The sequence below is a fragment of the Pseudomonas sp. FG1 genome (assembly GCF_034313875.1).
Classification (GTDB): domain Bacteria; phylum Pseudomonadota; class Gammaproteobacteria; order Pseudomonadales; family Pseudomonadaceae; genus Aquipseudomonas; species Aquipseudomonas veronii.
Map to the genome: position 1 here is coordinate 6,146,627 of NZ_JAVIWP010000001.1, position 20,487 is coordinate 6,167,113.

Sequence of the window (20,487 nt, forward strand, 5' to 3'; positions counted from 1 at the left end):
TGGCATAGCGCCGCTCCCCGTTGACGCAAATCAAGATGCCATATCCGCCACGCCCCTAGACTCGGCCGACTAGTCTATCCGGGGGAACGCCCGCATGCTCGACGCCATTCGTTGGGACAGCAACCTGATTCATCGCTACGATTTGGCGGGGCCACGCTACACGTCCTACCCCACCGCAGTGCAATTCGACAGCCAGGTCGGCTCCTTCGACCTGCTCCACGCCCTGCGCGACAGCCGCAAGGCTGCACGCCCGTTGTCGCTGTATGTGCACGTGCCGTTCTGCGCCAACATCTGCTACTACTGCGCCTGCAACAAAGTCATCACCAAGGACCGCGGCCGCGCCCAGCCCTACCTGCAGCGCCTGGAACAAGAGATCCAACTGATCGCCTGCCACCTCGATCCGAAACAGACCGTGGAGCAGCTGCATTTCGGCGGCGGCACCCCGACTTTTCTCAGCCATGACGAACTGCGCCAGGTGATGGCCTGCCTGCGCAAGCATTTCAACCTGCTCGATGACGATTCCGGCGACTACAGCATCGAGATCGACCCGCGCGAAGCCGACTGGGCAACCATGGGCCTGCTGCGCGAGCTGGGCTTCAACCGCGTCAGTATCGGCCTGCAAGACCTCGACCCGGAAGTGCAACGGGCGGTCAATCGCCTGCAAAGCCTGGAAGAAACCCGCGCCGTGATTGATGCCGCGCGCACCTTGCAGTACCGCTCGATCAATATCGACCTGATCTACGGCCTGCCCAAGCAAACCCCGATCAACTTCGCACGCACCGTGGAAGAAGTGATCAAGCTGCAACCGGATCGCCTGTCGGTGTTCAACTACGCGCACTTGCCGGAACGCTTCATGCCTCAGCGGCGGATCAACGCCGATGACCTGCCGTCCCCGGCGGCAAAACTGCAGATGCTGCAAACCACCATCGAACAGTTGACCGACGCCGGCTACCGCTACATCGGCATGGACCACTTCGCGCTACCGGACGACGAATTGGCCATTGCCCAGGAAGAAGGCACCCTGCAACGCAACTTCCAGGGCTACACCACCCACGGCCATTGCGACCTGATCGGGCTCGGGGTGTCGGCCATCAGCCAGATCGGCGATCTGTATTGCCAGAACACCAGCGACCTCAATAGCTACCAGAACGCCCTGGCCGACGCACAACTGGCGACCAACCGCGGCCTGGTCTGCACCACGGACGATCGGTTGCGGCGGGAAGTGATTCAGCAATTGATCTGTAATTTCAGCCTGACATTCGAGCAGATCGAACAGGCGTTCAATATCGATTTTCGCGGCTACTTCGACGAGATCTGGCCGCAACTCGAAACGATGGCCGACGACGGCCTAATCGAACTGGACGCACAAGGCATTCGCGTTCTACCGGCCGGGCGGCTGCTGGTGCGCTCGGTGTGCATGGTGTTCGATGCCTACCTGGAACATCAGAACCGGCAGCGCTTTTCGCGGGTGATCTGAAGGTTCTATGCCATCGCCAGGGAGGCCGCCTTCATGGCGTCTTCGCTGCTCAGGCCTTTCATGGCTTTGGCCAGCGAGGCTTGCGCGGTCACCAGGCTCGCCTGCAGTGCGCTGAGTGAGGCTTGCAGGTTGCTGGCCTTGACCCGCGCCTGGTCAGGCGTCAGGCCCGTGTCCGCCATCACTGCAGCCAGCTCGGCCTGTTTCTTGGCGATCTGCTCCTTGATCTGACGGATCATTTTCAGCGTCTGCTGAATGTTATCCGGCAAGCCACTCTCTTCGATATCGCTGTTGGCTTTCTTCGCGGTACCCGCAGCCTTCAATGCCGCTCCGGAAATAGTCACGGTCACGCCCTCGACCGCCTTGGCCGGACGCAGCGGCGCCGACGTGGCGTCCTCAAGTGCTTTGGCTGCCTTGGCTTCTTTAGCCTCCGCCACCAGGTCCTTGGGCTCGCGAACCGCCGGAACCGGCAGCTTGGCAGCAGAGTTTTCACCGATGGAAAGCATGATGTGAGCCTCCAGGCTCTAAGGGACACTGACTTGTATCGGCATCGATACAATAATCTTTATCCCGGCATCGGTTTTTCGTCCATGCTGGCCTCTTCTACCCACAGTGCGTTACCCTTATGTCTTATGTGTGTTTTCCCACAAGGATTTAAGAAATGTCCGAGCCCGTTAAGCTGCGCGCTAACAGCCAGGCCCATTGCAAGGATTGCAGCCTGGCCCCCCTCTGCTTACCACTTTCATTGAATCTGGAAGACATGGATGCGCTGGACGAAATCGTTAAACGTGGACGCCCACTGAAAAAAGGCGAGTTTCTATATCGCCAGGGCGACAAGTTCGATTCTGTCTATGCAGTACGTTCGGGTGCATTGAAGACCTTCAGCCTGAGCGACAGTGGCGAAGAGCAGATCACCGGCTTCCACCTGCCGAGCGAGCTGGTCGGGCTGTCGGGGATGGACACCGAGATTCATCCGGTGTCGGCTCAGGCACTGGAGACCACATCGGTGTGCGAAATTCCTTTCGAACGCCTGGACGAACTGGCCCTGCAACTGCCGCAACTGCGCCGCCAACTGATGCGTGTCATGAGCCGCGAGATCCGGGACGACCAGCAAATGATGCTGCTGTTGTCGAAGAAAACCGCCGACGAGCGCATCGCCACCTTCCTGGTCAACCTGTCGGCGCGGTTCCGTGCCCGTGGTTTCTCGGCCAACCAGTTCCGCCTGAGCATGTCGCGCAATGAAATCGGCAATTACCTGGGCCTGGCGGTGGAAACCGTGTCCCGGGTATTTACCCGTTTCCAGCAGAACGAACTGCTTGCCGCCGAAGGCAAGGAAGTACACATCCTCGACCCGATCCAGCTGTGTGCGTTGGCGGGCGGCTCCCTGGAGGGCTGATCCAGACACTTGCGGCCGCGCCAATCGGCCAGGCCGCAAGGTATACTTCGAGTCCGTTTTCCGCCCCTGGACTCTGCGACGATGACCTTCGATTCGTTCGACATCAAATCCCTGATCCGCCCTGTCATCGACTTCCCCAAGCCTGGGGTGATCTTTCGTGACATCACGCCGCTGTTCCAGTCGCCCAAGGCCCTGCGCCTGGTGGCCGACACCTTCGTCCATCGCTACGTCGAAGCCGATTTCAGCCATATCGGTGCGATGGATGCCCGGGGTTTCCTGATCGGCTCGATCATCGCCTACCAATTGAACAAACCGCTGATCCTGTTCCGCAAACAGGGCAAGCTGCCGGCCGACGTGTTGGCCGAGGGTTACCAGACCGAATACGGCGAAGCCTTCCTCGAAGTGCATGCCGACAGCCTGTGTGAAGGCGACTCGGTGCTGATCTTCGATGACCTGATCGCCACCGGCGGCACGCTGATCGCCGCAGCAAACCTGGTGCGGCGCATGGGCGCGAAGGTGTTCGAAGCGGCGGCGATTATCGACCTGCCGGAACTGGGTGGCACGCAACGCCTGGAAGATATGGAGATTTCGACGTTTTGCCTGACGCAATTTGCGCTGAGCGAGCGTTGAGGATTATCACCGACACCACTCAACCCATGTGGGAGCAAGCCCCCTCCCACACCTTGACCTGCCGCGTGGCTTAAAGCGCGATGGGTTTGCGACCGGCAAACGAATGCGCCAGGGTGCCGCCGTCCACCAACTCCAGCTCGCCACCCAGCGGCACACCATGGGCGATACGCGACGTGACCAGGCCTTTGTTGCTCAGCAGTTGGGCGATGTAATGCGCGGTCGCTTCACCCTCCACGGTCGGGTTGGTGGCCAGGATCACTTCAGTAAACGTGCCCTGCGCTTCGATCCGCGCCACCAGTTGCGGAATGCCGATGGCTTCCGGGCCCAGGCCGTCCAACGGCGACAGATGGCCTTTGAGCACGAAATAGCGCCCGCGATAACCGGTCTGTTCCACCGCGTACACGTCCATCGGCCCTTCCACCACGCATAACAGCGTGTCATCGCGACGCGGGTCGGCGCATTGCGGGCAGAGTTCTTCCTCGGTGAGGGTGCGGCACTGGCGACAGTGACCAACGCCCTCCATGGCCTGGCTCAAAGCCTGGGCCAACCGGGTGCCGCCGCTGCGATCACGCTCCAGCAGTTGCAGCGCCATGCGCTGGGCGGTTTTCTGGCCGACACCGGGCAAAGTGCGCAGGGCGTCGATCAGTTGGCGAATCAGGGGGCTGAAGCTCATGGGCGAAGGGTCCGACAAAACAACGAGACGCGGTTTATACCCGCGCCCCGGATTAGCGTCAAATGCTCAATCCTGCGCGACGCGCACCACCAACTTGCCGAAGTTGCGTCCTTCGAGCAAACCGATAAAGGCTTGAGGCGCGTGTTCCAGGCCGTCGACCATGTCTTCGCGGAACTTGATCTTGCCGTCGCGTACCCACGGCGCCATGGCGCTGAGGAATTCCGGCTGGCGATCGCCGTAGTCATCGAACACGATAAAGCCCTGGATACGCACGCGCTTGGTCAGCAAGGTGCGTTGCAGCGCCGGCAGTCGATCAGGGCCGCTGGGCGCTTCATGGGCGTTATAGCCGGCGATCAGCCCGCATAGCGGGATCCGCGCCTTGGGGTTGAGCAGCGGCAGCACGGCATCGAACACCTTGCCGCCGACGTTTTCAAAGTAGATATCCACGCCCTTGAAACAGGCCAGGGCCAATTCATTGGCGAAGTTCTCGCTTTTGTGGTCGATGCAGGCATCAAAGCCCAGCTCATCCACCACGTAACGGCACTTGTCGGCCCCGCCCGCGACACCCACCACGCGCAGGCCCTTGAGCTTGGCCACCTGGCCCACCACCGAGCCCACCGCACCGGACGCGGCCGCCACCACCAGGGTTTCGCCGGCCTTGGGCTGGCCGATGTCCATCAGGCCCATGTAGGCGGTCATGCCCGGCATGCCCAGCACGCCCAACGCCATCGACGGGCTGGCCAGACCGTTGGGCACCGGCATCAGGTTGCGACCGTCGCTAATGCTGTGGCTTTGCCAGCCGGTGGAGCCGACCACCAAGTCGCCCGCTTCGAATTTCGGGTTGCGCGACTGCTCGATACGGCTGACAGCACCACCCGTCATCACTTCGTCGATTTCCACCGGAGCGGCGTAGGACGGTGCATCACTCATGCGCCCGCGCATGTAGGGGTCGAGGGACAGGTACAGCGTCTTCAACAGGACTTGGCCGTCTGCCAGTTCCGGCAGGGTCACACGTTCGAGGCGGAAGTTTTCCGCAGTTGGCGCGCCGTGAGGGCGCGAGACCAGGACAATGCGCTGGTTAAGCATCAGTTCTTGAGGCATCGGGGGGGCTCCGTTATCGAGGGTCGAATTCAATGGCATCAAGTGCAGACACTGGCCAAGGCACCGAGGTTCGACAAAGTTACCCTTGCGTAGCCGCTACGCAGGGGAAAACAGCCAAAAAAAAATGCCAGGCGCGATGCCTGGCATTCCAGTCTAGCTAAGGCTGACCGATCAGAACGGCAGTTTCATGCCCGGTGGCAGTTGCATGCCAGCGGTCACGCCGGACATTTTGTCCTGGCTGTTGGCTTCGATCTTGCGCACTGCGTCATTGACGGCCGCGGCGAACAGATCTTCCAGCACTTCACGGTCGTCATCGCTGACGCCTTCGAGCAGGCTCGGGTCGATGCTCACGCGCTTGATGTCGTGACGACCGGTCATCACCACGCTGACCATATCGCCACCGGCTTTACCGGTGACTTCGGCGTTGGCCAGCTCTTCCTGCATCTTGGCCATCTTTTCCTGCATCTGCTGTGCCTGCTTCATCAGGCCGGCCATGCCACCTTTCATCATGGGAATCACCTCAAAAGTACGTGGATCAATAAGTAGCCCGGTGTCATGACGCCTGGGGCACCGGGGCTTCGACAGGTTCAATAGTATCGTGACGGACGACCGCGCCGAACTGTTGCATCAATTGTTGGATGAGCGGGTCACCGTGGATCGACTCCTCAGCCTCGCGCTGGCGATTGAGGCGTCGGCGGGTTGCGGCCTGGGCTGGGGTTTCCTGCTCGGGCTTGATCAACTCGATGGTGATACTCAGCGTGCGCTCATGATACTGGTTGAGGGCATCGTTGAGCCGGCGCTGCTGGGTCGCGTTGAACAGGGCGCTGTGGGCCGGGTCCAGGTGCAGCAACCAGTGGTCGCCCTCGATGGCGATCAGGGTGCAGTTGGCGGCGATGCTGCCGGTCATGCCGGAAATCGGCAGTTTCGGGAACAGCTCCAGCCATTGCAGGGCCAGGCCGGTGGCCGGCGCGGCAGCGGGTTCCGCTTCGGGCTCGGGGGCCGGCTCGGCGGTGTGTTCGCTGGCCAGTTCGTCCAGGTAGCTGTAGGCCGAATCGATATCCGGCTCGATGTAGTCTTCGTCCAGCGGCGGTTCGTCGTCCAAGTCGATGCCGGGCGTTGCAGCGTCCACCTGGGCGACGGTCGGCTCGGGGACGGGCGCACTGACCCATTCCGGCGCATCCGGTACCACGCTGTCCGGCATTGGCGTAGGCATCGGCGTCAGCTCGGGCTGCTCGCCGGCGGTTTCCAGCACGGGCTCCATGGCGGGCTGCAGCTCGACCTCGGGTTCAGCCTCTGCCGGGGCATTCCAGGGCAGGTCGACCACCGGGGCCGGTTCAGGCTCGACAACCGGCACCGGCGCGATCACCGGCGCGACAACCACCGGCTCAGGCACCGGCGCAACCGGCGCAGGCGCAACCGGCGCAGGCGCAGCAACCGCTGGCGCGACCACCGCCGCGCCAGCCACTGATTTGGCGGAATCAACTGTGGCCTGGCTGATCCCCACTGGCTTTAGCGGCTGTCTCGGCGCGTCCGTCGCGTCGGCGGGGCGGAAGGCCAGCATGCGCAGCAGGACCATTTCGAAGCCGCCACGCGGGTCTGGTGCGAGGGGCAAGTCCCGGCGACCGATCAGGCCCATCTGGTAGTAGAACTGCACGTCTTCGGCCGGCAACGCCTGGGCCAGGGCCAACACGCGGTCGCGGTCGCCGTGGCCGTTGTCGACGCCTTCGGGCAGGGCCTGGGCGATGGCGACGCGGTGCAGCACGTTGAGGATTTCCGAGAGCACACCGTTCCAGTCCGGGCCCTGTTCCGACAAGTGGCGCACGGCTTCGAGCAACGCCTTGGCGTCGCCTTCGATCAGCGCGTGCAGCACGTCGAACACCTGGCCGTGGTCGAGGGTACCGAGCATGGCACGCACATCGGCGGCCATGACCTTGCCTTCACCAAAGGCAATGGCCTGGTCGGTGAGGCTCATGGCGTCACGCATCGAACCATCGGCGGCACGGCCGAGCAGCCACAGCGCGTCGTCTTCGAACGGTACGTTTTCGACACCCAGCACGTGGGTCAAGTGCTCGACCACGCGCTCCGGGGTCATGTTTTTCAGGGAGAACTGCAGGCACCGCGACAAAATCGTTGCAGGGAGTTTCTGCGGGTCGGTGGTCGCCAGGATGAATTTGACGTAGGGCGGCGGCTCTTCCAGGGTTTTCAACAATGCGTTGAACGAATGACTGGAAAGCATGTGGACTTCGTCGATCAGGTAGACCTTGAAGCGGCCACGGCTCGGCGCGTACTGCACGTTATCGAGCAGCTCGCGGGTGTCTTCGACCTTGGTGCGGCTCGCGGCGTCGATCTCGATCAGGTCGACGAAACGCCCTTCGTCGATCTCGCGGCATACCGAGCAGGTACCGCAGGGCGTCGAGGTGATGCCCGTCTCACAGTTCAGGCACTTGGCAATGATTCGGGCAATGGTAGTCTTGCCGACACCGCGAGTACCGGTAAACAGGTAGGCGTGGTGCAGCCGTTGGCTGTCCAAGGCATTGATCAGAGCCTTGAGCACATGGGTCTGGCCGACCATTTCGCGGAACGAGCGCGGGCGCCATTTACGTGCAAGAACCTGATAACTCATCGAAAACCGTCGCAACTGAGAAGCGGAAGCCGGTAATGCTAGCGGAGCAAGGGGGAAATTGCATCCGGCACGCTTGCCTTATCTGCCTAAGATTGCCTGAGCGGCCCCGAAAAGGCCTGAACCCGGAGAGTGTATGCGCGTAGTCCTGGGCGCCTTATGGATGCTCACCACCGCCAGCCTTGCGGCGCCCGCGCCGTTGCGTTTCTCGGTTTCCGACAGTTGGGCGATGCCTATGGTGCAAGTGGAGGACGGCCAGCCCACCCAGGGTATTTTGTATGACCTGATGTCGAGCCTGGCCACCCAGGTCGGCCGCCCGGCCGAGTTCCACGTACTGGCGCGGGCGCGCATTGCCGCGGCCATGGCCCATGGCGACATCGATGTGCGCTGTTATGTCGCCCAGGCCTGGCTCGACAACCTGTCTGGCGACTACCTCTGGAGCCTGCCGTTGCTGGTCCAGCGCAACGTATTGGTCAGCATCCGCAACCAGCCGGTGCAATTGGCCCGGCTGGCGCCGCAGTCGATCGGAACGGTGCTCAATTACCGCTACCCCACGCTCGACCCATTGTTCGCCAAAGGCCAACTGAGGCGCGACGACGCCCGCAGCGAAGAACAAGTGCTGCACAAACTGGTGGCCGGGCGCTTCAAGTATGCGGTGAGCAATGAATGGATCGTCGACCGCTTCAACCAGCACCTGCCGATGGAACAGCGACTGCACAAAGTCGCCATCATCGAGGAGCAAAGCCTGGGCTGCGCCGTGCGCAACGACCCGGACCTGCCGGTGCAACAAATCCTGCGCACCCTGCTGCGGATGAAGATGTCAGGCGAAATCGACGACATCATCCAGCTGTACACCGGCGAAGACGCCGTGCCCCTGCACGCTCCTGACAAGAACTGACAGCGCCGCCTTTTAGACTGGGCTCAACCACCCCGTCCTCAAGGAGCCTCCATGAACGCCGTCGCCCAATACTTCCTGCTGTATGTCGACAGCCCCGCCACCAGCGCCAACTTCTACAGCCGCCTGCTGGACAAGCCACCGGTTGAATTGAACCCGACCTTTGCCCTGTTCATTCTCGATAATGGCGTCAAGCTCGGCCTGTGGTCGCGCCACAGCGTAGAGCCGGCCACCCAGGTCACGGGCGGTGGCGGCGAATTGGGTTTCCCCCTGCCCGACAACGCCGCCGTGGATGCCCTGCATGCCCAATGGCTGGCGCGGGGCGCCACGATCATCCAGTCACCGACCGTCCTGGACTTTGGCTACACCTTTGTCGCCCAGGACCTCGACGGTCATCGGTTGCGCGCGTTCTGCATGAGCAACTGAGCCGCGCCGCCAACGGCCTTCGAGGCTGATGGCCGCCACACTGGCGAGCACGATCATCGCGCCGAGCATCACCTGCCCGGCGACGTGCTCGCCCAGCAATATCGCCGCCATCGCCATGGCCACCGGCGGAATCAAGTACATCGCCACCGATGCACGGCTGACCTCAACATGCTTCAACACATAAGCCCAGGCCAGGTACGCCAAGGCACTGGGGAAAATGCCCAGCACCAGCACCGCCAGGTTTTCCGGCCAGGGCGCCTGCGCCACGGCGGCGGGCAGGCCTGGCACGTTCACGCAGAGCATCAAGGTGCCCGACCACACCATGTAGCACGCCAGGGTCAGCGGGCTGTAGCGGTGGGCATAGTGTTTCTGGATGGCGAAATACACGCTCCATGACACCGCCGCCAGCAGGATCACCAGGCCACGCGGGTCGATGCCACCTACGCCCTGCTCACCCCAGATCACCACCAGCACGCCAAGCAACCCCAGCAATACACAGCTCCAGCGCCAGACACTGACCCGCTCCCTCAAGCAAAAAAACGCGATCAGCACACTGAACAGCGGCGCCGACTGCGCCAATACACTGGACGCCGCCGCCGTGACCCATTGCTGCCCATAGTTGAGGCAAGTGTGATGCAGGAACACCCCGAAAAAACCCAGCACCAGCAACCACGGCACATCTCGCAGGCGCGGCCGACCGATATCCAGCACCAACGCGACGCCGCCCATAAACACTGAGGCGATCAAAAACCGCAGCAACGCCAGTTGACCCGGACTGTAGCTGCGCAGCCCCATGTGTACGCCAATCGGCGAATAGGCCCAGCAGAGGATCACGCTGGCGATGACTAGCGTAAGCTTTAGGCGTGACGGGGAATTCATCAACGGCATCCAGAAACAGAGAAGGAATGCCGCCAGTCTTGGCCGGGTCACGCCGTAGGACAATTAAGCGTTTCTGACTTCTGAAATCAGTGGAACTGAGCAATGGAAATGGCCCAACTGAAGATGGTGCGAGCCGTGGCGCAAACCGGCAGCGTGGCTCAGGCCGCGGCGCAATTGCATTGCGTGCCGTCGAACATCACCACGCGCATCAAACAGCTGGAAAGCGAATTGGGCACGCCACTGTTCATCCGTGCCGGACGCGGGCTGGCGATCAGCGCCGCCGGTGAAATCTTCCTTGATTACTGCGAACGCATCCTGGCCCTGGTGGACGAATCCAAACGCGCGGTGGACGCCAACGCTATCCCGCGGGGCACCTTGCGGATCGGCGCGGTAGAGTCCAGCGCCAGCGGCCGCCTGCCACCGCTGCTGGCGGAATACCATCGACGCTACCCCGACGTCAGCCTCGAACTGGTAACCGGCGCCTGGGGCCAACTGCTCGACGACCTGCAACACCACCGCCTGGACGTGGCGCTGGTGGCCGCCGGCAACAAACGCTCCAAACTCGAACACAGCGTGGTCTACAGCGAACGCCTGGTGCTGATCGCCAGCGCCTGCAGCGCACCGATCAAGCGTGCCGAGGACCTGGCAGGGCGAACCCTGCTCGTCTGGCCGCCTGGCTGCCCTTATCGCGCGGCCTTGGAAAACTGGGTCAAGCCCCATGACTTCAAGCCGACCATCGCCAGCTATGCCAGTTGGGGCACGATCATCGGCTGCGTCAGCGCGGGGATCGGCGTGGCGCTGGCGCCGGAGGGCATTCTGGCGCGCTATGAGCAGGCCAATCAGCTGGCGTCATACCGGTTCGAAGAACTGGCGGCCGTGGATAACCTGCTGTTCTGGCACAAAGACACCCAGCGACATCTGGCCCGGGATGCATTCGCCGGGCTGCTGCGCGAAACCTTCGGCCAACCCTGAGCGAACATCAGCTTTTCGGGGCAGCCAATCGCGCGTACTGATCCTGGCTGATCCAACCGATGAACGACCGATCCTGAGCATTGACGAACTCGACCTGGGCCCAGCCGTCCTTGAACGCCAGCACGCCGACCACATCCCCTTTGACGATATACGCACGCTTGGCCGCCTTGGCGCGCGGGGTCTTCAGCAAGTAGGCCTTGTCGGCGGACACGGTCACCAGGCCGATCCATGGCTTGTTGGCAGTCTGGCTCAGGTCCAGGCCGGTGGCGATTTCCGGCATCAATACACTGATGCAACCAGGATGCTGACGGCCCTGTTCGACGGTCAGGGTCACGCCGTCGGACGAAGGCGCCACGCTGCCGGGGTAGGCATCGTCAAGCCAGGTGGTCAACGCGTCGGGCTGGCCTTGCAGGTAGAACGCGCAACCACGGGTCACGCCCTCGCCCAGTTCTTCGGCGTAGAAACCTTCGACCTGATGCTCGGGCGTCACCGCCAGCATCAACCCTTCGTACTTGCCCGAATGCAACACAGCGGAACCGGCGAATACCGGCGCCACGGCACACCACGACAACACACCCATCGCGAGATAACGGATCATCTTATTTTTTCCTCTCAAGTGCGTCGTAGGCTTTTTTCATGAGGTCGTCATAGTTGCCGTAGTCCTCGCCGTTATAGTTACGGGCCATGGCGGTAAAGTCTTTGGCTTTCATGGCTTTCATCAATGCCGGGCTGTGGCTGCACAAGGCGAGGAAAGCCTTTAGTTGATTACCGGCATTAACTTTTAATGCGGCAACGAACTCAAATACGCTTGTGTAACCGCATGCCGCGAAATTGAACCCCATGATCTGAAACATGCCCCATGAGGCCGACATCAAGGCAGCTTCCTGATTCAGCGCAAATGCGGTGGCCATGGTTTCCCAGGCCTTGATCTGATCCTTGTTATTGACCTGCCACTGCGGCCCCGCCTTTCTGACGTAGGGGTACGACAGCAGCGGGTGCGCCTGGTCGTAGATACGCTTGGTGTACTTGCGAAACTGGTGCCCCTCAAAGGCGATCACCGGCAACTTGGCCGGGCCAAACCCGGAACGCCCACCCGATTCCACAGTGGCGAAGGCCCTGATGATATTGACGGAAATACCATTGCCCAGCTGCGTAGCGGCGTTCTGGAAGTCGCTATCGCTCAGGGTCATGCCCCCGTCGCACGTGGCCTGAAGTATCAACTGCCGATTGCGCCGCTCGGCCTCGACCATCGCGCGCATGCGGTCCAGGTACACATTGACCGTGGCCTGCACCGCATCGCCGCTGTTGTTGCCAAACACATTGAGAAAGCTCGGGATACGCATCGTCGGGAAGGCCTTCACCGGCACCTTCACCGCTTCCTCGATCAGGCTGTTGAACGTGCGACCGGTGGGGTCGATCACGCCATCGGGATGGGCGTACTTGAGATGACGGAACTGATACTGGCTGATGCACTGCACCAGTTGGCCGTCGCACTTGCCGTTTTCAGCCAACGGAAACCCCATCTTGGGGATGATCAAATTGAATAAATACTGAATGCACTGAACATCGGCGGGCAAGTTACGGGCTTTACCGGGCGAGCCAACTGAAGCACTGATAAGACGGGGTAACCCTTGCAGGCTTTTCATCACAGACATCCTTGTTAGTTAAAGAAGTGATAGCACTTCAATATCAAATCAGCGCCATTGTTATACTCTGAAACAAGTGGCCGGCGGAAACTAACAAGGTGGTTTGAGGTTGTCCAGCAGGGCTTTTAAAAGGTGTGAATTGGCTGTCGAACGATGGATAGCGGTTGGAATTATCTTCCGCCGATTATCTACCACCCTCAGGAACGCCCAGGATGCGAGGGAGTCATCCCCGCCAGCTTTACATAGCGCTTTCGTCATTTCTCTTTAGTATGCTGTACCCCCCCGGAATGCAGAGGGATAGATCCTATGCCTGGCCAGAGAATGAAATCGGAGAAACGACTGTGAGGCTCGACAAACTGCGCGTGCAGAATTACCGCTGCTTTGGAGAGTTCGAGATCGACTTCGACCCTCATCTGACCATATTGATTGCTTCCAACGGAGGCGGTAAAACCACCATTCTGGATGCTGCGCGAGTTGCTCTATGGCCTTTTGTAAAGGGTTTTGACCTCGGTAGCCAGACCGGAAAATCCGCGACAATTCAAATCGACGACGTGCGCCTCGCACACCTTGCCAGCGGCAACATGGAGCCTCAAATTGCCAGCGTCATCGAGGCCTGGGGTCCGTGGGGACCAGACGAACTTGAAAACAATTGGTTGCAGCAGCGCACAAGCTTGAAGAAGTCGACCAATACCCTTGGCGACACAGGCTCGAAAGCACTGACTGGATACAGCAAGTCTCTTCAGGAAAAAGTACGTCGCGATGAGCCCGTCGTGTTGCCGCTGATAACTTACTTAGGGACTTCCCGACTCTGGTTCGAGGGCCGTTTCACCTCCGCAGCGGCTCAAACCACTCTCGACAAAACTGAGTACTCTAGAACCTCAGGCTATCTGAATTGCCTCTCCTACTCTTCGAGCTTCAAAACTTTCACTGCATGGTATGGCTGGATCTATCGCAGCTATCGGGAAGCACAGGTGATCGCCCTCGAGCGCAACGCAGAGCTGTCCGACCTAGGCATTCGCTTCGGACAGATCATCAGGTCCATAAAAGAAGCCATTGACCGATTGATACAAGGCCCGACCGGCTGGCACAGCCTGGAATACAGTGAGAGCCATCAACAGCAACTGATCATGCATCACCCGGAACAAGGCATATTACCTGTAGAGATGCTGAGCGATGGACTGCGCAACGCCATTGCCATGGTTGCTGACCTTGCCTTTCGGGCCTGCAAGCTCAATCCGCACTTAGGGGACCAGGCACCCTCACAAACGCCCGGTATCGCCTTGATCGACGAAGTGGATATGTTTCTCCACCCTCACTGGCAACAGACAATCCTAGGGTCATTACGAGCAGCTTTCCCAGCCATGCAATTCATTGTGACCACTCATAGCCCACAAGTGTTGAGTACTGTGCGGCGCGAAAACATTCGAGTGATTGGCAAGGATGTGCATGGCAACTTGATCGCCTCTCCTCCACTGGCAATGACCTACGGTGAACCCAGCAGCAGTGTTTTACATAGCGTCATGCAGGTAGATCCGCAGCCACCCGTTATTGAAAAGCCCGAGTTGTTGCAACTCACCGAATGGGTGGACAAGGGGCGCTATGACGAGCAACCCGCAGTTGAATTGATGGAACGGCTGACAGCAGCACTGAGTGAACAGCATCCCCAACTGCAACGCCTACAGCGCAGCATCAAGCGGCAGCGGGCGCTTAAAAGATGAGGGCTATTCACAAGCGAGGCAACGGCCCTTATCAATTGAACAACTCACATGCAAATCCCCCCATCACAGCCAAAGCGGCGACGAGTCGCTGGGCGGGGTTCGGCTCTAAACAGCAAGTGCTTGGTTACCTGTTAGAGGAGCAATATGGCCTGTGTTGCTACAGTGAGATTCGACCCGATCTGATCGGACTAGGGTTGCATATAGAGCACGTCGAAAACAAAAGTCAGAATCCCCAACGCACATTCGATTACAGCAACCTGGCCGCCTCATCCTTGGATAGCGAGACCGATCTGCACACGTTCAAAGGCCAGGCGTCAGAGGTATTTGGCGGACATGCGCTTGGAAAATCGAGCACAGTCGATATCAATCGCTTTGTGTCCTGTCATCAATCCGATTGCAGCCGCTTCTTCGCGTACCTGTCCGATGGGCGCATAGTGGCCGCTGACGGACTGTCCGCACAGGAGAAGGACCGAGCCAAATACACCATTGACCTGCTCAATCTGAATAGCCCCTTTCTTCAGGAGTTGCGGTATCAGTGGTGGAGCGAATTGGAAGCGCTTTTCAACGAACATATTGATCAGGATATGAGCCTGCATTGCCTTGCAGGCATTGACCTTGCACCGAGAGGAACACAACTGAGCCCGTTCTTCAGCATCACACGAAACTTTTTTGGCAACATTGCTGAAGAGGTGCTGGAACAGGAAGCTCCTGATTTGAAGTAATCGAGGCCAGCCACTCAATCAACGACTCCGGCATCAGTAGAACGCGATAAAACTCCACCTCCCTGTATCTTCCCTCATCGTCAGTACGCAACGATTGCCGGGGCGATCCACTTTTGACTCAGGCACTCCCAGCCCTGTCGTTGAAGCGAAGCCCGATATTGGATGGTTTCCCGTTAGCACATTTTGAAAATAATGAAGTGTCCGTCACGCACTGCGCAATAAAACCTGGCAGATGACGAATCAAAGTTTTTGATTGGAAGCAGAAGGAGGTTACTACAAGGAGGAGCGTTATGGAGGCAACCCCACCAGCCACACCCCGGCACACAATGTTCCCGCTGTGGCTGCTGCCTTCCGGCTCTGACCAGGTTCACGGGTAATCGTTGCGGGGGGACCGATGGGGTCACCATAACGACGCTGGCCTCTCGGCAAGCCGCGCCATTGTACCGATCTGATCGGAAGTTACAACCGTTAGTACGGGATTAAAAAATGAAGAGGTTCAAGCACTTGCCCTAACCGTCCGGATCTCTCCTTCATGCCTGTGCCTGCAGGGCCTCATCTGCCCTGCCGCCCTCTTCCTGGATGACCAGGTGAATGAAGTGCAGCTTGGCGATCACTGCCGGTGGCAGTACGAAGGGGTAGAAATCCGGCTGGCCCATGGCGCGGGACAGTTCGTTGAGCATGCCGGCCAGTTCGATCCAGGCGTTGACGAATGAGAGGAACGCCGCGCCGCCGGGGTGTTCGGGGTCGTAGAGGGTGGTGCGGGGGAACGGCTGGTAATCCAGGTCCATTTCGCGGGCGCTCATGCCGAAGCCCAGGGCGGTGTCGACGGCGTCCATCATGTGCAGGTAATGCGCCCAGGTTTCGGCCCAGTCTTCCCAGGGGTGCATGGTGGCGTAGGCGCTGACGCAGGTGTGGTGCCAATCCGCGCGCGGGCCGTTCTGGTAGTGCTGGTCGAGGGCGTCGGCGTAACTGGCGCGTTCGTCGCCGAACAGGTGGCGAAACGCTGGAAGCCAGTGGCTGTTGGCGATCAGCCGATCCCAATAGTAATGGCCGACTTCATGGCGAAAGTGGCCGAGCAAGGTGCGGTACGGTTCGCGCATTTGCACGCGGATTTTTTCGCGGTGGGCGTCGTCGGCTTCCTTGATGTCGAGGGTGATCAGGCCGTTGGCATGGCCGGTGGTCGGCGCGTTGCCTTCCAGGTCGATGCCAACGAAGTCGAAGGCCAGGCCGTTGTCTTCGTCGACGCTTTTGGGCACGACCTGCAAACCCAGGCTGATCAGTTGCGCCACCAGCCGGCGCTTGGCGGTCTCGACCTTGCCCCAGCGCTCGGGGTTTTCTGCGATCGACAGGTCGGGAATGGTGCGATTCAGGCTGCACGCCACGCACAGCGCGGCGGTGCTGTGGGCGGGAATCAGCCAGTTGCAGGCGGCCGGGCTGTCGAGGTTGGCGCAGCGGCGGAAAGCGCCGGCGTCGGGGTTGTCGTCCAGCAGCCAAGTGTCGGCGACCGGGCCCGCGTGCAATGAAGACAGGCGGCTTTGTTGCGGTGGGTAGCCGAGCAGCGCCGAGCAGGCCAGGCATTGGCTGTTGCGAAAGAACAACGACTGGCCACACCGGCACTGCCAGACCTTGCTGTTGCGCGAGGATTCGGCCATGAACGGTGCGGCGATGCGCGAACTGAGTTGCTCGAAGAAGCGGTACATGGCGATCTCTCCCGGGGTGACGAAGACTAGATCATTTCGCGCCCGGGATCGTTCCACTTTCTTCGAAGGGCCGCTTCGCAGCCCAGCGGGAGCAAGCGCCCGCGCCACAGGAAGTTGTCAGACGGTGATATTGTGCCGAGCCAGAAAGTCCACGAAGGCGTCTTCGTCCAGAACCTTCAGGCCCAGTTCGCTGGCCTTGGCCAACTTCGAACCGGCACCCGGCCCGGCCACCACGCAATAGGTTTTCGCCGACACCGAACCGGCCACCTTGGCGCCGAGGCTTTCGAGCTTGTCCTTGGCCACGTCGCGGCTCATCCGCTCGAGCGAGCCGGTCAGCACCCAGGTGTGCCCCGCCTCCGGCAAACCTTCGATCACTTTTTTCGCGCTCTGCCAGTGCATGCCGAATTCCTCGAGTTGCTGCTCGATGGCCAGGGCACGCTGGGCGTGGTCGGGGTTATCGAAGAACTCGCGCACGGCCTTGGCCTGCTTCTCGGGCAGCGCCTGGCGCATATCGAGCCAGTCGGCCTTGATCACGCCTTCGAGGGAGCCGAACTTGTCCGCCAGTTTCTGCGCGGCGCCGGGGCCGACGCTGGGCACGTTGAGTTTGTCGAGCAAACCGCCGAGGGTGGTGCTGGCGGCGAACTCCGCGGCCAGGTCGCCTTGGTCCTGCAGTTGCAGGCCGCACTTGTCCGGCGCCAACAGCGCGCCGATCACGTCCTGGTTGTGGCGATCTTCAAAGAAGCTGTGGATCTCGTGCGCCACTTCCAGGCCCACGTCCGGCAGGTACGTCAGCACTTCCGGCAAAGCGCGCTGCACGCGCTCCAGGGACGCCAGGGAGCGCGCCAGCACCTTGGCGGTCTCCTCGCCCACGTCGGGAATGCCCAGGGCGTAGATGAAACGTGCCAGGGTCGGCGTCTTGCTGTGTTCGATGGCGCTGATCAGCTTCTTGCTGGAGACATCGGCGAAGCCTTCCAGGTCGATGATCTGTTCGTACTTGAGCATGTACAAATCCGCCGGCGAGGCGATGAGTTTTTCGTCGACCAGTTGCTCGATGGTCTTGTCGCCCAGGCCGTCGATGTCCATCGCCCGGCGCGAGACGAAATGGATGATCGCCTGCTTGAGCTGCGCCCCGCAGGCCAGGCGACCGACGCAGCGGTACACCGCGCCTTCGCTGACGGTTTCCTTGCCCTTGCTGCGCTTGACCAGTTGCGTGCGCTCGACGTGGGAGCCGCACACCGGGCAGCTTTCCGGGATATGCACCGCGCGGGCGTGTGCCGGGCGGCGCTCGGTGACCACCGAGACGACCTGCGGGATCACGTCCCCGGCGCGGCGGATGATCACCGTGTCGCCGATCATCAGGCCCAGGCGCGCCACTTCATCCATGTTGTGCAGGGTGGCGTTGGACACGGTCACACCCGCGACCTTGACCGGTTTCAGCCGCGCCACCGGGGTGACGGCGCCGGTGCGGCCGACCTGGAATTCCACGTCGAGCAGCTCGGTCAACTCTTCCATGGCCGGGAATTTGTGCGCGATCGCCCACCGCGGCTCGCGAGCGCGGAAACCCAGTTCGCGCTGGGAGGCAATGCTGTTGACCTTGAACACCACGCCGTCGATTTCATAGGGTAGGTTGCTACGCCGCTCGCCGATATCACGGTAGTAGTCCAGGCATTCCTGGATGCCCTTGGCCAGTTTCAGCTCATGACTGATCGGCATGCCCCACTTCTGCAGCTGCTGCAAATTGCCGATGTGGGTGTCGCTGATATCCGCCGTCACCTGGCCAATGCCGTAGCAGCAGAACTCCAGCGGGCGGCTGGCGGTGATTTTCGAATCCAGCTGGCGCAGGCTGCCGGCGGCGGCGTTGCGCGGGTTGGCGAAGGTCTTGCCGCCGACTTCCAGTTGCGAGGCGTTCAGGCGCTCGAAACCGGCCTTGGACATGAACACCTCGCCGCGCACTTCCAGGGTCGCCGGCCAGCCGCTGCCGTGCAGCTTCAACGGGATATTGCGCACGGTACGCACATTCACGCTGATGTCTTCGCCGGTGGTGCCGTCGCCCCGGGTGGCGCCGCGCACCAGTTCGCCGTTCAGATACAGCAGGCTGACCGCCAGGCCATCCAACTTCGGCTCGCAGCTGTATTCCACCGCGGCACCGCCACCAAACAGGTCGCCGGTCGGCAGGTCGAGGCCTTCGGTCACCCGGCGATCGAACTCGAGCATGGTGGTTTCATCGAAGGCGTTGCCCAGGCTGAGCATCGGAATCTCATGCTTGACCTGAGTGAACGCCGACAACGCCGCACCGCCGACCCGCTGCGTCGGCGAATCACGCGTGACCAGCTCCGGATGCTCGGCCTCCAGGGCCTTGAGTTCCTGGAACAAGCGATCGTACTCGGCGTCCGGAATGCTCGGCTCGTCGAGGACGTAATAACGGTAGTCGTGCTGATCCAGTTCAGCGCGCAATTCGAGGATGCGGGTGTGGGCGGCGGTCATGGGTGTTCTCTCATAAAGCAAAAGAGCAGCCGAAGCTGCTCAAATGTTGGTGCGCTTATTCTATCGACAACGCTTGAGGCCAAACCTCAGCGTTTCTGTGTCAGGGCGCGACGCTCGAACTCGACGATGCGCTGACGGTAGTGTTCGATGGTCTGGGCGGTCAGGACGCTGCGCTGATCGTCCTTCAGTTCGCCGTTGAGCTCCTGGGACAGCTTGCGTGCTGCGGCAACCATCACGTCGAAAGCCTGTTTCGGATGACGCGGACCCGGCAGGCCGAGGAAGAAGCTCACGGCCGGAGTGCTGAACAGGTCGATGTCGTCCAGGTCGAAGGTGCCCGGCTTGACCGCGTTGGCCATCGAGAACAGCACTTCGCCATTACCGGCCATGCTTTCGTGGCGGTGGAAGATATCCATCTCGCCAAAGCGCAGGCCGCTTTCCAGGATGTTCTGCAACAGTGCCGGGCCCTTGAAGCCAGCGGCGTCGCGGCAGATCACGCTGATCACCAGGACTTCTTCGGCGGCCGGCTGATCGTTCACCGACTGGCGCGGCGCACTCTTGGCCGGGCTCTCGTCAGGGAAATCGTCATCGCGGCTGCTGAAGCTCGGGCCGTCGTCCACGCCCAGGTTCAGGTCGCCCTGATGCGGCTCGGCGGCGGCGGCACTGCCACGTTTGCCACGCTTGGAAGACGGTTCACGGGCTTCGCGCACAGGGGCGCTCATGGACGGCAAGTCATGTTCGTCCAGTTGCGGTTCCTTGTGGGTATCCAGCACACGGGGCGGCCCCAGCAGCTCGGCGCTGCCGTCGTCGTCGGGCAAGTTGGACAGGTTGCGGTCCAGACGGAACTTGAGCTTGCCCTTGCCGCCGCGCATACGGCGCCAGCCATCAAAAAGAATACCGGCAATGACAATAATGCCGATGACGATCAGCCACTCGCGCAGACCGATTTCCATGTAATCCCGTGCCTCTAATAAAAAATGCTGAAAAATAAGGGGTTTAGCACCGTGCAAACCGCTTTAAAACGTGGCGCCAACTCTATGTTCTGACTGACGTTTTGCCCACGCATACGAAAAATTGACATTAAACTAGCACGACCAAAGATAACTTTACACCGTCTGTCAAAATGCCTTGAACAAATATGCCAATTTGCCACT

Annotated in this window: 19 protein-coding genes and 1 other RNA gene; 8 read left to right on the top strand and 12 right to left on the bottom strand. The window is 60.7% G+C overall.

All coding sequences use genetic code 11. From position 1 onward, the window contains the following. Positions 1-94: 94 nt before the first annotated feature. Positions 95-1,477, top strand: a complete 1,383-nt coding sequence (gene hemN, locus RGV59_RS28235) for an oxygen-independent coproporphyrinogen III oxidase (RefSeq protein WP_017845251.1) — start codon at positions 95-97, stop codon at positions 1,475-1,477. A 5-nt stretch (positions 1,478-1,482) separates the two neighbouring features. Here hemN and RGV59_RS28240 read toward each other — a convergent pair whose 3' ends face one another. Next, the gene (locus RGV59_RS28240) at positions 1,483-1,980 is read right to left on the bottom strand and encodes a hypothetical protein (protein WP_126585489.1); all 498 of its coding nucleotides are present in this window, start codon (positions 1,978-1,980) and stop codon (positions 1,483-1,485) included. 155 nt (positions 1,981-2,135) lie between these two features. Here RGV59_RS28240 and fnr point away from each other — a divergent pair, with 155 nt between their 5' ends. Next, on the top strand, positions 2,136-2,870 hold the full coding sequence (gene fnr / locus RGV59_RS28245) for a fumarate/nitrate reduction transcriptional regulator Fnr (RefSeq protein ID WP_017845249.1): 735 nt from the start codon (positions 2,136-2,138) through the stop codon (positions 2,868-2,870). A gap of 81 nt (positions 2,871-2,951) precedes the next feature. Next, positions 2,952-3,500, top strand: a complete 549-nt coding sequence (locus RGV59_RS28250; RefSeq protein WP_126585490.1) for an adenine phosphoribosyltransferase — start codon at positions 2,952-2,954, stop codon at positions 3,498-3,500. Positions 3,501-3,570: 70 nt separating this feature from the next. Here RGV59_RS28250 and recR read toward each other — a convergent pair whose 3' ends face one another. The 4 genes from recR to dnaX all read right to left on the bottom strand — a co-directional run bounded on the left by recR (position 3,571) and on the right by dnaX (position 7,897). Then, a complete protein-coding gene (gene recR / locus RGV59_RS28255) occupies positions 3,571-4,173 on the bottom strand; it encodes a recombination mediator RecR (protein ID WP_017845247.1) in 603 nt (200 codons plus the stop codon). Positions 4,174-4,239: 66 nt separating this feature from the next. Next, positions 4,240-5,274 carry an NADP-dependent oxidoreductase gene (locus tag RGV59_RS28260; RefSeq protein ID WP_104902655.1) on the bottom strand — a complete coding sequence of 345 codons (1,035 nt, stop codon included), beginning with the start codon at positions 5,272-5,274 and terminating at the stop codon, positions 4,240-4,242. Positions 5,275-5,445: 171 nt separating this feature from the next. After that, positions 5,446-5,784 (bottom strand): YbaB/EbfC family nucleoid-associated protein, encoded by a 339-nt coding sequence (locus tag RGV59_RS28265; RefSeq protein ID WP_017527493.1) that lies wholly within the window; start codon positions 5,782-5,784, stop codon positions 5,446-5,448. Between the two features lie 43 nt (positions 5,785-5,827). Next, on the bottom strand, positions 5,828-7,897 hold the full coding sequence (dnaX, locus tag RGV59_RS28270) for a DNA polymerase III subunit gamma/tau (protein ID WP_126585491.1): 2,070 nt from the start codon (positions 7,895-7,897) through the stop codon (positions 5,828-5,830). A 133-nt stretch (positions 7,898-8,030) separates the two neighbouring features. Here dnaX and RGV59_RS28275 point away from each other — a divergent pair, with 133 nt between their 5' ends. After that, entirely contained in the window at positions 8,031-8,792 is a 762-nt protein-coding gene (locus RGV59_RS28275; RefSeq protein ID WP_126585492.1) for a substrate-binding periplasmic protein, read from the top strand. Between the two features lie 51 nt (positions 8,793-8,843). After that, the gene (locus RGV59_RS28280; protein WP_057003821.1) at positions 8,844-9,215 is read left to right on the top strand and encodes a VOC family protein; all 372 of its coding nucleotides are present in this window, start codon (positions 8,844-8,846) and stop codon (positions 9,213-9,215) included. On the opposite strand, the gene RGV59_RS28285 is transcribed toward RGV59_RS28280, so the two are convergent. Further along, the gene (locus tag RGV59_RS28285; RefSeq protein ID WP_126585493.1) at positions 9,129-10,094 is read right to left on the bottom strand and encodes a DMT family transporter; all 966 of its coding nucleotides are present in this window, start codon (positions 10,092-10,094) and stop codon (positions 9,129-9,131) included. The genes RGV59_RS28280 and RGV59_RS28285 overlap by 87 nt on opposite strands. 102 nt (positions 10,095-10,196) lie before the next feature. Between RGV59_RS28285 and RGV59_RS28290 the strand changes: the two genes are divergently transcribed. Next, the gene (locus RGV59_RS28290) at positions 10,197-11,066 is read left to right on the top strand and encodes a LysR family transcriptional regulator (protein WP_017845241.1); all 870 of its coding nucleotides are present in this window, start codon (positions 10,197-10,199) and stop codon (positions 11,064-11,066) included. A gap of 7 nt (positions 11,067-11,073) precedes the next feature. On the opposite strand, the gene RGV59_RS28295 is transcribed toward RGV59_RS28290, so the two are convergent. Next, positions 11,074-11,664 (bottom strand): hypothetical protein, encoded by a 591-nt coding sequence (locus RGV59_RS28295; protein ID WP_104902651.1) that lies wholly within the window; start codon positions 11,662-11,664, stop codon positions 11,074-11,076. Between the two features lies 1 nt (position 11,665). Beyond that, the gene (locus RGV59_RS28300; protein ID WP_126585494.1) at positions 11,666-12,712 is read right to left on the bottom strand and encodes an N-acetylmuramidase family protein; all 1,047 of its coding nucleotides are present in this window, start codon (positions 12,710-12,712) and stop codon (positions 11,666-11,668) included. 341 nt (positions 12,713-13,053) lie between these two features. Between RGV59_RS28300 and RGV59_RS28305 the strand changes: the two genes are divergently transcribed. Together RGV59_RS28305 and RGV59_RS28310 are read left to right on the top strand one after the other, a co-directional pair. After that, positions 13,054-14,430 (top strand): AAA family ATPase, encoded by a 1,377-nt coding sequence (locus tag RGV59_RS28305; protein WP_026139811.1) that lies wholly within the window; start codon positions 13,054-13,056, stop codon positions 14,428-14,430. Then, positions 14,427-15,152 (top strand): retron system putative HNH endonuclease, encoded by a 726-nt coding sequence (locus RGV59_RS28310; RefSeq protein ID WP_232590389.1) that lies wholly within the window; start codon positions 14,427-14,429, stop codon positions 15,150-15,152. The genes RGV59_RS28305 and RGV59_RS28310 overlap by 4 nt, the downstream gene beginning before the upstream one ends. Before the next feature lie 300 nt (positions 15,153-15,452). Here the strand turns inward: RGV59_RS28310 and ffs are convergent. From ffs to zipA, 4 genes are all read right to left on the bottom strand, one after another. Continuing rightward, positions 15,453-15,549, bottom strand: an RNA gene (gene ffs / locus RGV59_RS28315) — signal recognition particle sRNA small type. Between the two features lie 133 nt (positions 15,550-15,682). Beyond that, a complete protein-coding gene (locus RGV59_RS28320; RefSeq protein ID WP_017845236.1) occupies positions 15,683-16,852 on the bottom strand; it encodes a zinc-binding metallopeptidase family protein in 1,170 nt (389 codons plus the stop codon). Positions 16,853-16,969: 117 nt separating this feature from the next. Continuing rightward, a complete protein-coding gene (gene ligA / locus RGV59_RS28325; protein ID WP_104902649.1) occupies positions 16,970-19,336 on the bottom strand; it encodes an NAD-dependent DNA ligase LigA in 2,367 nt (788 codons plus the stop codon). 86 nt (positions 19,337-19,422) lie between these two features. Continuing rightward, a complete protein-coding gene (gene zipA, locus RGV59_RS28330) occupies positions 19,423-20,286 on the bottom strand; it encodes a cell division protein ZipA (RefSeq protein ID WP_017845234.1) in 864 nt (287 codons plus the stop codon). Positions 20,287-20,487: the final 201 nt, after the last annotated feature.